Consider the following 14,870-nt stretch of genomic DNA (forward strand, 5'->3'; position numbering starts at 1 on the left):
AAAGGGGGCGGTACGACGGGAGTCGTACCGCCCCCTTTCACGCTGCCCCCTCACGCTGCCCCTCCCCCACGCACGCCGCCGCCCGCGAGGGGAACTCCCCCGCGGGCGGCGGTCGGTGTCGGGGCCGGTGGCTCCGGGTCAGTCCTGGAGGGCGATGAGGCTCGCCGGGCGCAGATCGGTCCAGTGACTCTCCACGTAGGCCAGGCACCCCTCGCGGGTGTCCTCGCCGAAGACGGTCCGCCACCCGGCGGGGACCTCGGCGAAGGAGGGCCACAGCGAGTGCTGGTTCTCGTCGTTGACCAGAACCAGGAAGCGGCCCTGCGGGTCCTCGAACGGGTTGGTGCTCATGCGTTCTCACTCCTCTTGTGTGTCACACCGAACAGCTGGGACAGGGGCTGTTCGGAGTCGTCCGTCACGGCGCGCAGCAGGGTCTGGAGTTCCGCTGCGAGCCTGCGTGCCTTGTCCGCACCGAGCCGCTCCGTCGCGTGGATCAGGCCGCAGTGCACGGGGCCTTCGCCGCGGGGCTCGTAGAAGCTGAGGGTCAGCTCCGCGCGGGTGGAACCGGTCGGCACGGCGACCAGGTCGCCGACACCGCCCTGCAGGCGCTCCAGATCGGCCTGCTCGTGGTGGATCACCATCACCTGAGGGCCCTCAGGCCGCAGGCCGGCGGCGCGGACGACCTCGTCGAAGGGCACGTCCTGCCGGTCGAGGGCGCTCAGCGTGGTCTCCCGTACGCGGGTCAGGAGCTCCGCGAAGGAGGGGTCGCCCGCCGTGTCGGTGCGCAGCACGACCGTGTTGAAGAAGCAGCCGACGAGGTCGGCGAGCTGGTCGTCGCCGCGCCCGGCCACCATCGTGCCGATGGGCAGGTCGGTGCCCGCCCCGTGGCTGGTGAGCAGGGCGGCGAGGGCCGCGTGCAGCACCATGAACATGCTGGTGCCGGTGGCCTGCGCGAGCCGGTCCACGTCCGCGTGCAGCCGCTCGTCGAGCGTGAACTCGACGACTCCGGCGGCCCTGCTCCCCCGCTGCGCGGGCACGGCGGCCCGGGCCTCCGTCGGCAGGGCCAGCTCGCGCGGTGCGTCGGCGAGTACCCGCCTCCAGTAAGCCAGTTGGCGCCCGCCCCGGCTTTCGGGGTCGGCCAGGTCTCCGAGGACCTCGCGGGCCCAGCGGGCGTAGTCGCCGTAACTCACGGGGAGCGGCTGCCAGTCGGGAGCCCGACCGGCCGTCCGCGCCCCGTACGCGGTGGTGAGGTCGCGGAACAGCGGGACCACCGACCACTCGTCGACGGCCAGGTAGTGCAGGGTGAGCAGCACCGCCTGGGTGCCGTCCGCGCCGGTGAGGAGGTGGGCCCGCAGCGGGGCCTCCCGCTCCAGGTCCGGTGCCGAGGAGGCCAGTTCGGCGAGTCGCGCGTCGAGGTCCGCGCACTCCTCCACGGCCGGCTCCGGCGCCTCGACGGCGCGGCGGAGCAGGGTTCCCTCGCGGTCGGTGAAGGCGGTGCGGAGCGGTTCGTGGCGGGCGGTCACGTCGGCGAGCGCAGCGGCGAGCGCGTCGGCGTCCAGGCCGCCGGGCGAGCGCAGGACGAGTGCGTGGTCGAAGCCGGGGTCGCGCCGGTAGGCCTGCCACTGCCACCGCTGTACGGGCGCGACCGGCGGCTCCGTGCCGTCGGAGGCGGCGGGCCCGGCCGGGCGGAGGGCGGGACGTGCCGCGCTCGCGCCCTCCAGCTTGCCGGCGATGCCGGCGACGGTGAGGGCGTCGAAGACGTCGCGGATGCTCAGTTCGACGCCGAACTCGGCGCGGATGCGGCCGAGGAGGCGCATGGAGGCCATGGAGTGGCCGCCGAGGGCGAAGAAGCTGTCGTGCACGCCGACGGCGTCCAGCTTGAGGATCTCGCAGAACAGCTCCGCGATCCGCGCCTGCGTCTCGGTCGCGGGCGCGGCGTCTCCGGTCATCGCCGACCAGTCCGGCGCGGGCAGCGCCCTGTGGTCGAGCTTGCCGTTCGGGGTGAGCGGCAGCGGACCGTCGAGCGGGACGACGAGCGCGGGCACCATGTACTCGGGCAGAACCGCGGCGACGTGGGCGCGGAGTTCCTGCGGGTCGAGCGCGGGGTCCGCGCCGGGTTCGGGGACGGCGTAGCCGACGAGGCGGACGATGTCGCCGTCGCGGTCGGGCAGGACGGCGGCCTGCGCGACCGACGGGTGCCCGGCGAGGGCGGCCTCGATCTCACCCAGCTCGATGCGGAAGCCGCGGATCTTGACCTGGGTGTCGACCCGGCCGAGGAAGTCCAGGTTGCCGTCGGCGCGCCAGCGGGCCCGGTCGCCGGTGCGGTACATACGGCTGCCGGGGGCTCCGTACGGGTCGGCGACGAACCGTTCCGAGCTGAGCCCGGCCTGCCCGAGGTAGCCCCGGGCGAGGCCGCGCCCGGCCACGTACAGCTCACCGATCACTCCCGGCGGGACGGGCCGGAGGTGCTCGTCGAGGACGTAGCAGCGGGTGTTGGGGTCCGGGCGGCCGATGGGCACCCGGCCACCGGCGCGGCCGCCGTGCTCGCGGGCCGGCCACAGGGTGGAGTTGACGGTCGCCTCGGTGAGCCCGTACGCGCAGATCAGGTTCGCGGTGGCGCCGAAGCGTTCGAAGAGGTCCGGCGGCACGGTCTCGGTGCCGACCAGGACGGTCGACCCCTCCGGCAGCCGGCAGCCGGGCGGCAGGGCCGACACCAGCGAGGGCGGCAGGATCATGTGGGTGATCCGCTGGGCTTCGAGGAAGTCGGTGAGGGCGGGTCCGGCGACCCGGGCCTCGTCGGTGATGAGGACGAGCCGTCCGCCGTGGCAGAGGGCCATGGCCAGTTCGAACGCGAAGACGTCGAAGCCGATCGAGGCGAACTGGAGGACCCGGCTGTCGTGTTCCAGGCCCATCCGGTCGACCGCCGTGGCGACCAGGCTGGCGATGCCCTCGTGCGGGACGACAACGCCCTTGGGGCGGCCGGTGGAGCCGGAGGTGTAGATGACGTACGCGGCCTGGTCGAGGCCCGCGGGTCCGCCGGACGGCGGGGTCGCGGGCAGGGCGTCGAGCTCGGCGGCGACGTCCGGGGCGTCGAGCAGCAGTACCGGGACGCCGTCGACGCCGGGGATCTTCCCGGCGACGGGCTCGGTGCCGACCACGACGGCGGCCCCGGAGTTCTCGATCATGTAGCTGAGGCGGTCGCCGGGGTGGACGAGGTCGAGCGGCAGGAACGCGGCCCCGAGCTTCAGGGCGGCGACGACCGTGGCGACCATGTCGACCGAGCGCGGGACGGCCACGCCGACGACGCTCTCGGCGCCGACGCCGCGGGCGGCGAGCAGCCGGGCGAGCCGGTTGGCGCGGGCGTCGAGCTGCGCGTACGTCACCGAGCGGGAGCGCTCGACGACGGCGACGGCGTCGGGGCGCTCGGCCACCCACCGGGCGAAGAGCGCCGGCAGTGTCTCCTCGTCGACCTCGCGGGGCAGTCCGTTGAAGCCTTCGAGGACGAGGCGGTGCTCGTCCTCGGTGAGGATCCCCGCCTCGGACAGCGGCCGGTCGGGGGCCGCGACCAGGTTCGCGACCAGCCTGCAGAAGCGGTCGCCGATGCGCTCGGCGGTCTCCTGGTCGAAGAGTTCGGTGGCGAACTCCAGGCGGCAGCCGAGGGAGTCGGCGGCGCCGTCGGCCGAGGTGTGCTCGGTGAAGCTGAACACGAGGTCGAACTTGGCGGTGCCGATGCGGTGCGGCAGGTAGCCGGCCTCGAGTCCCGGCAGCCGCAGGGCCTCGTCCGTGCGGGCGTGGTAGCCGACCATCACCTGGAACAGCGGGTTCCGGGAGAGGGAGCGGGTCGGGTTGAGCTTCTCCACGACCGACTCGAAGGGCACGTCGGCGTGGGAGAAGGCGGCGAGGTCGGTCTCCCTGACCCGGCCGAGGAGCTCGGTGAAGGACGGGTCTCCGCCGAGGTCGGTGCGGAGCACCAGGGTGTTGACGAAGAAGCCGACGAGCTCGTCCAGGGCCTCGTCGCCGCGGCCGGCGATGGGCGCGCCGAGCGGGATGTCGGTGCCGGCGCCGAGGCGGTGGAGCAGGGCGGCCACGGCCGCGTGCGCGACCATGAACATGCTGGCGCCGGTGTCGCGGGCGAGCCGCCGCAGGCCCTCGTGGACGGTGCGGTCGAAGGTGATGTCGAGTTCGGCGCCGGTGAAGGCCGGGCGGGCGGGCCGCGGCCGGTCGGTGGGGAGCTCCAGTTCCTCGGGGGCGCCGGCCAGGGCCGTGCGCCAGTGTTCGAGCTGCCGGGCGGCGAGGCTGTCGGGGTCGGCCGGGTCGCCCAGCAGCTTCTGCTGCCAGAGGGCGTAGTCGGCGTACTGGACGGGCAGCGGCTCCCAGTCGGGCGCCGCGGCGGCGAGGCGGGCGGTGTAGGCGGTGGTCAGGTCCCGCAGGAAGGGGCGGTCGGACCACTCGTCGGTGGTGATGTGGTGGAGCAGCAGGACGACGACGTGCTCGTCGGGCGCCACCTCCACGACCGTGGCGCGGATCGGCAGCTCGGAGGCGAGGTCGAACGGCCGCCGCACGGCGGCGTCGACGATGCCGGCCACCTCGTCCTCCGTGGCACGCAGGTGCTCCACGACCGGGGCGGCCGTGCCGGCGGGCAGGATCCGCTGGTACGCCTGGCCGTCGCTCTCCCGCTCGGCGAACAGCGTCCGCAGGGCCTCGTGGCGGTCGGTCACGTCGGCGAGGGCGGCGCTCCACGCCGCGCGGTCGAAGGTGCCGCGCAGCCGCATGACCAGGGGGAAGTTGTACGCGGCGGAGGTGCACTCGATCTGCTGGATGACCCACAGGCGCTGCTGGGCGTGGGAGAGCGGCAGGGCGTCGGGGCGGGCGGCCGCGACGAGCGCCGGACGGGCGGCGCCGCGCGAGGCGTCCGCCCGCTCGACGAGTTCGGCGACGGTCGGCGCCTCGAACAGATCGCGGATCGCCAGCTCGGCGTCGAGGGCCGTGCGGGCCCTGCTGACGAGCCGGGTGGCGAGGAGCGAGTGTCCGCCGAGGTCGAAGAAGTCGCTGTCGATGCCGACGCTGCCCTCGGCCAGGCCGAGGACCTCCGCGAAGAGCCCGCACAGGGTCTCCTCCCGGGGGGTCCGCGGGGCGCGGCTGCTGCCCGTGCCGGTGAGGTCGGGGGCGGGCAGGGCCTTGACGTCGAGCTTGCCGTTGACGGTCAGCGGCAGGGTGGCGACGGGGACCAGGGCCGACGGGACCATGTAGTCGGGGAGGCGGGACCTGAGGTGCTCACGGAGCTCCTTGACGAGGGCGTCGGCGTCCTCGCCGCCGGGGGTGGCGTCCTCGGAGCCGGGGGCGGCGTCCGCACGTACGACCGCGCCGTCCACCCGTGCGACCGCGCCATCCTCCCGTACGACCGCGCCGTCCTCCCGTACGACCGCGCCGTCCTCCCGTACGAAGTAGCCGACGAGGCGCTTCGTACCGGCGGTCTCGTGGACGACGACGGCCGCGTGGGCGACCTCCGGGTGGGCGGAGAGCGCCGTGGAGATCTCGCCGAGTTCGATGCGGTAGCCGCGGATCTTGACCTGGTCGTCGGTGCGGCCGAGGAAGTCGAGCAGGCCGTCGGGGCGCTGCCGGACGAGGTCACCCGTGCGGTACATGCGCTCGCCGGGCTTCCCGAAGGGGTCGGCCACGAACCGCTCGGCGTTCAGCGCGGCCCGGTCGTGGTAGCCGCGGGCGAGGCCGGTGCCGGCGATGTACAGCTCGCCGGGGCAACCCGGCGGGACGGGTCGCAGCATCGTGTCGAGGACGTGGGCGCGGGTGTTGCGGATGGGCCGGCCGACGGTCGGGGTGGCGCTCTCGGTGGTGGAGCCGCCGAGGGTGTTGATCGTGTACTCGGTGGGACCGTAGAGGTTGTAGCCGTACGTGCCCTCGGTCCGGCGCAGCTGCGTCCACACGGTGTCGGACACGGCCTCGCCGCCGAGCAGGACGAGCGCCGGCCGGTGCTTGCCCGTGGCCTCGTCCTGGTCGAGGAGGCCCTCCTCGATGAGGAGCTGGGCGTAGGTGGGCGTCACGTTGACCACGTCGACGCGGTGCTCGTCGCAGTAGGCGACCAGCGCTTCGGCGTCGCGGCGGAGTTCCTCGTCGCAGACGTGCACCTCGTGGCCCTCGACGAGCCAGAGCAGCTCCTCCCACGACATGTCGAAGGCGAAGGACACGGTGTGCGCGATGCGCAGGCGCCTGCCTCCGGCGGACGCGATGGCCGGGTCGAAGATCTCCTTCTGGTGGTTGAGCTGCATGTTCGTCAGGCCCCGGTAGGGGGTGACGACACCCTTGGGGCGGCCGGTGGAGCCGGAGGTGTAGATGACGTACGCCGGGAACTCCAGGCGGTCGGGGACCCCGTGGGCGAACGCCGGGCGTTCGGCGTCGGTGATCCCTTCCCCGGACAGCGCGGCGAGTTCGGCGAGCACGGCCTCCTCGTCGAGGAGGACTTCGAGGGCGACGGGGCCGTCCTCGCGCCGCAGCGTCGGGGCGACGGCGGTGGTGGACAGCAGGCAGAGCGGCCCGGTGTCCTCGGCCATCAGCCGCAGCCGGTCGGCGGGGTGGTCGAGGTCGAGCGGCAGGTAGGCGGCGCCGGTCCGCAGGACGGCGAACAGCGCGGCGACCATCTCGATGGACCGGGGCAGCGCGAGCGCCACGACCTTCTCGGGCCCCGCGCCCCAGGCGAGCAGCAGCCGGGCGAGCCGGTTGACCTGCGCGTCGAGTTCGGCGTACGTGAGGGCGCGCTCGCCGAAGACCAGCGCGACCGCGTCGGGGGTACGGGCGACCTGGGCGGTGAGCATGTCGGCGACGGTCTCGTCCGGCACCGGCTCGCGGCCCGACTCCCGGGCGGTGCGCAGGGCCGCGCTCTCCTCCGGGAGCAGCAGGTCCACGCCGACGGTGCGCGCGGATGCGGCGGTGGGTCCCGCGAGGGCCTCGCCGAGACGGTCGAGGACCGTGGTGAACCGGGCGAGGATCGTGCCGGCGGCGTCGGCGTCGAAGAGGTCGGGCCGGGCGGCCAGGGTCACCTTCAGTCGGGCGCCCGGGGTGACGATCAGGGTGAGCGGGAAGTGGGTGCCGTCCACGTTCGACACGTCGGTGATGCCGTGGCGTTCGCGGAGGGCGGCGGCGCGGTCCTCGCCGTCGGCCGAGCGGAGCACGAAGAGGGTGTCGAAGAGGCGGCGGTGGCCGGACTCCTGCTGGAGGGTGCCCAGGCCCACGTACTCGTACGGCATGACGGCGGCGCGCTCGGACTGCATGCGGCGCAGCAGGTCGAGGAGGGGCTCGTCCGGGGTGAAGGCGACCCGGGCGGGGATGGTGTTCAGGAACATGCCGATGATGCCGGCGACCTGGGGGACGTCCGCCGGGCGTCCGGCGACGGCCGTGCCGAAGGCGACGTCGGCGCGGCCCGTCATGGCGGAGAGCACCAGGGCCCAGGCCGCGTTGAGGACGGTGTTCAGGGTGAGTCCGTGCCGGCGGGCGACGGTGCGGAGCCGGTCGCCGGCCTCCTGGGTGAGGAGGGCGTCGAAGTCCACCGGGATGACCGGGCCGGTGTCGCGCCCGGACGGGGCGAGCAGCGTCGGCTCGTCGAAGCCGGCGAGGGCCCCGCGCCAGGCGTCGAGGGCGAGGGAGGTGTCCTGGGCGTCCAGCCAGGCGAGGTGGTCGCGGTACGAGCCGGGCAGCGGGAGGCCCGTGGGGTCGCCGGCCCGCTCGTACAGCGTGAACAGCTCCTCCAGGAACAGCCACGCGGACCAGCCGTCCCAGAGGATGAGGTGGTGGGTGACGACGAGCTTGTCCCGGCCGTCGCCGAGGCGGATGAGGAGCAGTCGGCAGAGGGGCGCGGCGGAGAGGTCGAAGCGCTGCCTGCGGTCGGCGGCGAGGAGTTCCTCGGTCCGGGTCCGCTGCTCGTCGGCGGGCAGCCCGGAGAGGTCGGCCTCGACGAGCGGGATCTCGGCGCCGTCCACGATGAACTGGACGGGGCGGGGCAGGCCGTCGCTGGTGAATCCGGCGCGGAGGCCGGTGTTGCGGTCGAGGAGGGTGCGGCAGGCGGCGCGCAGCCGGTCGGCGTCGATCCGGCGGTCGAGGTCCAGGGTCTCCTGGGATTGGTAGACGTCGAGTGCGTCGCCCGCGTCGTAGGTGGCGTGGAAGTACATGCCCTCCTGGAGCGGGGAGAGCGGCCAGACGTCCGCGACGGGCAGCCCGGCGGCGGCGTGGACGCGGGCGGTCTCCTCCGGGGTGAGCTCCGGTCCGGCGAGCGGCGCGGGAGCCGGGGGTTCCGCGGCGGGGGGTTCCGGGGCCGGGGGCGGCGCGGCGGCGGTCAGCTGGTCGAGGAGGGCCCGCAGCGCGGGGTCGACGGCGGCACCGGACTGCTGCTGGAGGGCGAGGACGGCCTGGAGGGCGGCGGCGGCCTGCCCGGCGTCGGAGGCGGAGACGGTCACGCCGTCGGAGTGCACGGGTACCTCGGTGGATTCGGTGGTCGGGGGCGCCTCGGCGTCTCCCTGAGTAGCGGCGAGGGCGGCGGGGGTGCGGTGCTCGAACACGTCACGGGGGCTGAGGGTCATGCCCCGCTCACGCGCCCGCGTGGCGACGGCGATGGAGCTGAGGCTGTCGCCGCCGAGCATGAAGAAGTCGTCGTCGGCGCCGGTGCCGGGGGCGCCGAGGACCTCGTCGAAGATCTGGCACAGGGCGCGCTCGCGGTCGTCGCGCGGCGCGCGGCCGGCGGCGCGGGGCGCGATCCCGGGTGCGGGCAGGGCGTTCTGGTCGAGCTTGCCGCTGGGTGTCAGGGGGAGTTCGGCGAGGACGACGACGGCGCTCGGCACCATGGCGGCGGGCAGTGCCTCGGCGAGGGCCGCGTGCAGGGTCTCGGAGGCGGGGGTGGCGCCGGGGGCGGGGACGGCGTAGCCGACGAGGGCGCCGTCGCGGACGATCACGGCCGCGCGGGCCACGCCGGTCTGCGCGGCCAGGGCGGTCTCGATCTCGCCGAGCTCGACGCGGTTGCCGCGGATCTTGACCTGGCGGTCGGTGCGGCCGAGGTACTCGACGGCTCCGTCGGCGCGGCGGCGCACCAGGTCGCCGGTGCGGTACATCCGCTCCCCCGGCGCGCCGAACGGGTCGGCGACGAACCGTTCGGCGGTGAGGCCGGGGCGGTCGTGGTAGCCGCGGGCCAGCTGGACGCCGGCGAGGTGGAGCTCACCGGGCACTCCGTCGGGCACGGGGCGCAGGAAGGGGTCCAGGACGTGGAGCCGGGTGTTCCAGACGGGCCGGCCGATCGGAACGGCGGGCTCGGTGCCTCCCTCGTAGGGGAAGAAGGTGACGTCGACGGCCGCCTCGGTGGGGCCGTACAGATTGTGCAGCGGTACGGGCGTGCGGCCGGCGCGTGAGGTCAGCTCCCACCAGCGGCGGGCGTCGGCTCCGGTGAGGGCCTCGCCGCTGCAGAACACCCGGCGCAGGCTCGCCGCCCAGTCCGGAGCGTCCGGGGCCGACTCCATGGCCTGGACGAACGCGGCCAGCATCGACGGTACGAAGTGCGTGGTGGTGATGGCCCGTTCGGCGATGAGGCGGGCCAGGTACTCCGGGTCGCGGTGGCCGTCCGGGCGGGCGAGGACGACGGTCGCGCCCTCGGTCAGCGCCCAGAAGAACTCCCACACCGACACGTCGAAGCTGGACGGGGTCTTCTGGAGGACCCGGTCGTCTGCGGTGAGCCCGTACGCCCCCTGCATCCAGGCGAGCCGGTTGACGATGGCGCGGTGGGTGACGGCGACGCCCTTGGGGCGGCCGGTGGAGCCGGAGGTGTAGATGAGATAGGCGGGGTCGTCGGGGCGGGCGGCCCGTACGGGGGCGTGGGCGGCGGCCCGTACGGGGGCGTCGGCGGGGGTCTCCGCCGGCTCCCCCGCGCCGATGACGAGCTGTTGCAGGCCGGACGCGGCGGGGACCCGCGCGGCGGCCTCCGCGGTGGTCACGACGAGGCGCGCGCCCGAGTCGGCGAGCATGAACGCCACCCGGTCTGCGGGGTAGTCGAGGTCGAGGGGCAGGTAGGCGGCCCCCGCCCTGTGGACGCCGAGCAGGGCGACCATCAGCTCGGCCGAGCGCGGGACCGCCACGGCCACGTACTGCTCGGGACCGGCCCCGCGGGCCCGGAGCCGCTCGGCCAGGGCCTCGGCCCTCCGGTCGAGTTCGGCGTAGCTGAGGGTGGTGTCCTCGAAGACGACGGCGGGGGCGTCGGGGGTACGGGCCACCCATCCGGCGAAGAGCGAGGCGAGGGTCGCCTCGGGGACGGGGTGGGCGGTGGCGTTGAGCTCGGAGAGATGCTCGCGTTCGCGGACGGACAGCAGGTCGGTCCGGGCGACGAGCCGGTCGGGGTCGGCCACCACGGTCCGCAGCAGGGCCGTGAAACGGTTGGCGAGGACGGCCACCGCCACCTGGTCGAGCCGGCCCGCGTCGTGCTTGAAGCGGAGCAGCAGACCGGCGTCGGCGGGCTCGACGACGAGCGCGAGCGGGTAGTGGACGGCGTCGATGACCTCGGCGTCGGTGATGAGCGGCGCGTCGGCGCCCTCCCCGGACGGCTGCTCACCGGTCGGGTAGTTCTCGAACACCACGAGGGTGTCGAAGAGTTCGCCGCCGCCGGCGATCCGCTGGATGTCGGCGAGGCCGAGGTGCTGGTGGTCGAGGAGGGCGGAATGCTCGTCCTGGACCCGGCGGAGCAGCTCGGTCAACGTCTCCTCGGGGCGGAGGGTCACCCGGGCCGGGACGGTGTTGATGAACAGGCCCACGGCGGCGTCGAGCCCCGCGACCTCGGTGGTCCGCCCGGACACGGTGGTGCCGAAGACGACGTCCTGGCCGCCGGTGAGGCCGCCGAGCAGCAATCCCCACACTCCGTTGAGGACGCTGCTCAGGGTCAGGCCCCGGGTCCTGGCGTACGTGGTCAGCGCGTCGGTGAGGTCGCGCGGGAGGCGGGTGTCCACGTGCTCGGGGCGGGCGGGCGCGTCGGCGTCGCCCGGGGTGGTGAGCGCGGGGAGCCGGGTCGGTCCCTCCACTCCCGCGAGCGCACGGCGCCACGCCTCGCGTGCGGCGTCGCGGTCGCGGCCGGCGAGCCAGGAGAGGTACGGCTCAGGGGCCGCCGGCTCCGGCAGCGGGACGCCCCGGTAGGCGTCGGTCAGTTCCCGCAGGAGGACGGAGACCGACCAGCCGTCGGCGACGATGTGGTGGAGGGTCAGGAGGAGCCGGTGGTGCCGGCCGTCCTTGACGAGGGTGGCGCGCAGGAGCGGCGGCCGGTCGAGGGCGAACCGTTCGGCGCGGTCGGCGCGGAGGATGTCGTCGAGGCCGGTCTCGGCGGTGTCGGCCTCGCGCCACGGGAGGGTCACGTGGTCGGCGAGCCGCTGGACGACCTCGCCCCCGGGGAGCTGCCGGAACGAGGCCCGCAGCAGCGGGTGCCGGTCGAGGAGCAGCTGGAGCGCCCGGCGGAGCTGGTCGGGGTCGACGGGTCCGGCGAGGTCGAGGACCTCCTGGACGAAGTAGAGGTCCGCTGCCTGGTGGTCGAACTCCGCGTGGAAGAAGAAACCTTCCTGGAGGGGGGAGACCGGCAGCGCGTCCGTGTCGAGCTCCACCCGCGGCCGGGCCGGTGCGGTGCCGGTCTGTGCGGCGGTGCGGGCGAGGGCGGCCACGGTCCGGCTGCGGAACACGTCGCGCGGGGTGATCGCGAGCCCGGCTTCGCGGGCGCGGTTCACCAGCTGGATGGCGACGATGCTGTCGCCGCCGAGTTCGAAGAAGCTGTCGTGGACGCCGACCGTCGGGAGCCCGAGGACGTCGGCGAACAGCGCGGCGAGCGTGGTCTCGGCGGCGGTGCTCGGGGTGTCGGTGCCGGTCAGGGAGGTCCAGCGGGGCTCGGGCAGGGCCTTGGTGTCGAGCTTGCCGTTGGGGGTGAGCGGCAGCGGGCCGTCGAGGACGACGACCGCGGTCGGCACCATGTAGTCGGGCAGGGCGTCGGTCACGCGGGCGCGTGCGGCGGTCACGGCCGTCTCGCCGCCCTCGTCCGTCGCTCCCTCCGGGACCAGGTACGCGACCAGCCGCTTCACGCCCCGGTGGTCCTCGCGGGCCAGGACGGCTGCCTGGGCGATGCCCGCGCAGGCCATGAAGGCGCTCTCGATCTCGCCCGGCTCCACGCGGTGGCCGCGGATCTTGATCTGGCCGTCGGCGCGGCCGAGGAACTCCAGGTTGCCGTCGGCCCCCCAGCGGACCCGGTCGCCCGTGCGGTACATGCGGGTGCCGGGAGGCCCGTACGGGTCGGCGACGAACCGCTCCGAGGTCAGCCCGTGCCGGCCCAGGTAGCCGCGTGCGAGGCCGCGGCCGGAGACGTACAGCTCGCCCTCCGCGCCGACGGGGACGGGCCGGAGCGCCGTGTCGAGGACGTATGCGCGCGTGTTGGGGTCAGGCCGGCCGATCGGCGCGGGGCCGGGGCGGTCGGGGTCGGCGAGCCAGAGCGTGGAGTTGACGGTGGCCTCGGTGAGTCCGTAGGCGACGACGACCCGGAGCCGGCCGTCCCAGCGGGCGATCAGCTCGCTGGGGACCGCCTCGGTGCCGACGACGAGGACGGCTCCCTCGGGCAGTTCGCACTCCTGCGGCAGCGCGGAGACCAGCGAGGGCGGCAGGATCATGTGGGTGGCGCGGTGGCGGGCGATGTACTCGGTGAGCGCGGGGCCCGCGACGCGGCGCTCCGCGGCCACGACGATGATGCGGCCGCCGACGCACAGCGACATGATCAGGTCCCAGACCGTGACGTCGAAGCCGACGGAGGCGAACTGGACGACCCGGCTCTCGGCGGTGATGCCGATCCGGTCGGTGGCGGTGGCGATGAGGCTGCCGACGCCGTCGTGCGAGACGACGACGCCCTTGGGGCGGCCCGTCGAGCCCGAGGTGTAGATGACGTACGCGGCCTGGTCGAGGGCGACCGGCGGTGCCGGGTCGGGGTCGGTCGCGGCGGCGAGGGCGGCCTGGGTGGCCGGGTCGTCGAGCAGCAGACGCGTGACGCCCGCCGTCTCCGGGAGGTCGCGGGCGAGGTCGCGCACGGTGACGACGGTGCGGGCCCCGGCGTCGGACAGCATGTAGGCGATGCGGTCCTGCGGGTGGTCCGCGTCCAGCGGGAGATAGGCGGCGCCGGCCTTCATCACGGCGAGCAGGGCCACCACGAGTTCCGGCGAGCGGGGCAGGGCCACGCCCACCACGTCCTCGGCGCCGACGCCCCGGGAGCGGAGGAGCCGGGCGAGCCGGTCGGCGGCGTCGTCGAGTGCGGCGTACGTCAGCTCGCGGTCCTCGCAGACGAGCGCGACGGCCTCGGGGCTCCGGCGGACCTGTGCTTCGAACGCGGCCGGCCAGGAGAGCTCCGGGACCTCGCGGGGTGCGACGCCGAACTCGTCCATGAGGCGGGCGCGTTCGGCCTCCGAGGTGAGTTCGATACGGCCGACGGGGCGGTCGAGGTCGGAGGCGAAGGCGTCGAGGAGGGCGAGGAAGCGGCGCTCGTGGCCGGCGAGGGCGGCCGCGTCGCAGACGTCGGCGTCCACGTCGAGGTGGACGGTGTATCCGCGGCCGTCGGTGCCCTCGGCGAAGCTGAACGCCAGGTCGCTGACCGGTCCGAGCCATTCCGGGCGGAGTTCGGCCCGGTGGTCGGCGAAGCGGAGGTCATCGGAGCGAGGCAGGATGTTGACGGTCGGGCCGACGAGCTCCGGTACGCCGTCGACGAGGCCGAGTTCCCTGGCCAGGTCCTCGGCGCGGTAGCGCCCGTGGGCGACGGCGTCGGCGACGGTCTCGCGCACCTGGGCGACGAGGGCGGCACCGGTCGTGCCGGGGTGGACGGCGAGGCGCAGCGGGACGATGTTGGACACCATGCCGGGGACGGTCGCGGAGACCTCGTCCTCGCGGGCGGCGACCGGCAGGCCGAGGACGAGGTCCTGTTCGCCTCCGGCCCGGTGCAGATGGGCGGCGACGGCCGCGAGCAGGATCCGGGACGGTCGTACGCCAGCGGTCCGGGCGGCCGTGTCCAGCCGTTCCACGGTCTCGGGGGGCAGCTCGGCGGTCCGCCGCAGCCGTCGGGTCATCGGGGTGGCGGCCCGGTCGACGAGCCGTACGGGCTCGGTCCGGCCCGCCATCCGTTCCAGCCACCAGGCGCGGTCGGCGGCGTGCCGGTCGGAGGCGCGGTACGCGCGGTCGGCGGCGACGAGCCGGGAGAGGGACCAGTCGCGGGGCTCGGGCGCCGTGTCGCCCGCGGTGTAGAGCTCGCCGGCCCGCCGGGTGAGGAGCGCGACGCCCATGCCGTCCATCACGATGTGGTGGTAGCGCTGGCACCACAGGACGCGGTCGTCGGCGAGCCGCAGCAGGGCGTGGGCGAAGAGCGGGTCGAGCGCGAGGTTGACGGGCCGGTCACGGTCGGCGGCCACCCACGCGGCTGCGGCCTCGTCGGGGTCGGCGGCGTCGCGCAGGTCCACGACGGGGACGTCGACGGGGAGGGTGCGGGTGCGGGGTGTCTGGCGCGGCCCGTCGGGCCCCGGGGTGACGCGTACGTGCAGGCACTCGGCCTCTTCGACGGCCTGGCGGACGGCGGCGGTCAGGCGGTCGAGGTCGGTGGCGCCGCGGAGGTGCAGTGCGAAGACGATGTTGTAGGCGGAGCTGTCCGGTTCGATCTGCTGGGCCAGCCAGATGCCGGATTGCCCGCCTGTGACGGGGAGGCCGGAGGGGGTGTTCCGGTCCGACGGCTCGACGTCAAACATCGTACGAAGTGGCCTTTCCCTGGGGGTGCGTGGCAGACGGTGACGGCGCAAGCGCCGACGGCGTGGCGAGAGTTCCGCCACGCCGTCGGTCGG

Annotated in this window: 2 protein-coding genes; both read right to left on the minus strand. The window is 74.7% G+C overall.

Going from position 1 to position 14,870, the window contains the following annotated elements; all coding sequences use genetic code 11:
* Nucleotides 1-138 precede the first annotated feature (138 nt).
* Nucleotides 139-348 carry an MbtH family protein gene (locus tag ACIP84_RS03680; protein ID WP_055599362.1) on the minus strand — a complete coding sequence of 70 codons (210 nt, stop codon included), beginning with the start codon at nucleotides 346-348 and terminating at the stop codon, nucleotides 139-141.
* Nucleotides 345-14,777, minus strand: a complete 14,433-nt coding sequence (locus ACIP84_RS03685) for an amino acid adenylation domain-containing protein (protein ID WP_401794060.1) — start codon at nucleotides 14,775-14,777, stop codon at nucleotides 345-347. The genes ACIP84_RS03680 and ACIP84_RS03685 overlap by 4 nt, the downstream gene beginning before the upstream one ends.
* Nucleotides 14,778-14,870 lie beyond the last annotated feature (93 nt).

The sequence above is a fragment of the Streptomyces sp. NPDC088707 genome (assembly GCF_044752725.1).
GTDB lineage: Bacteria > Actinomycetota > Actinomycetes > Streptomycetales > Streptomycetaceae > Streptomyces.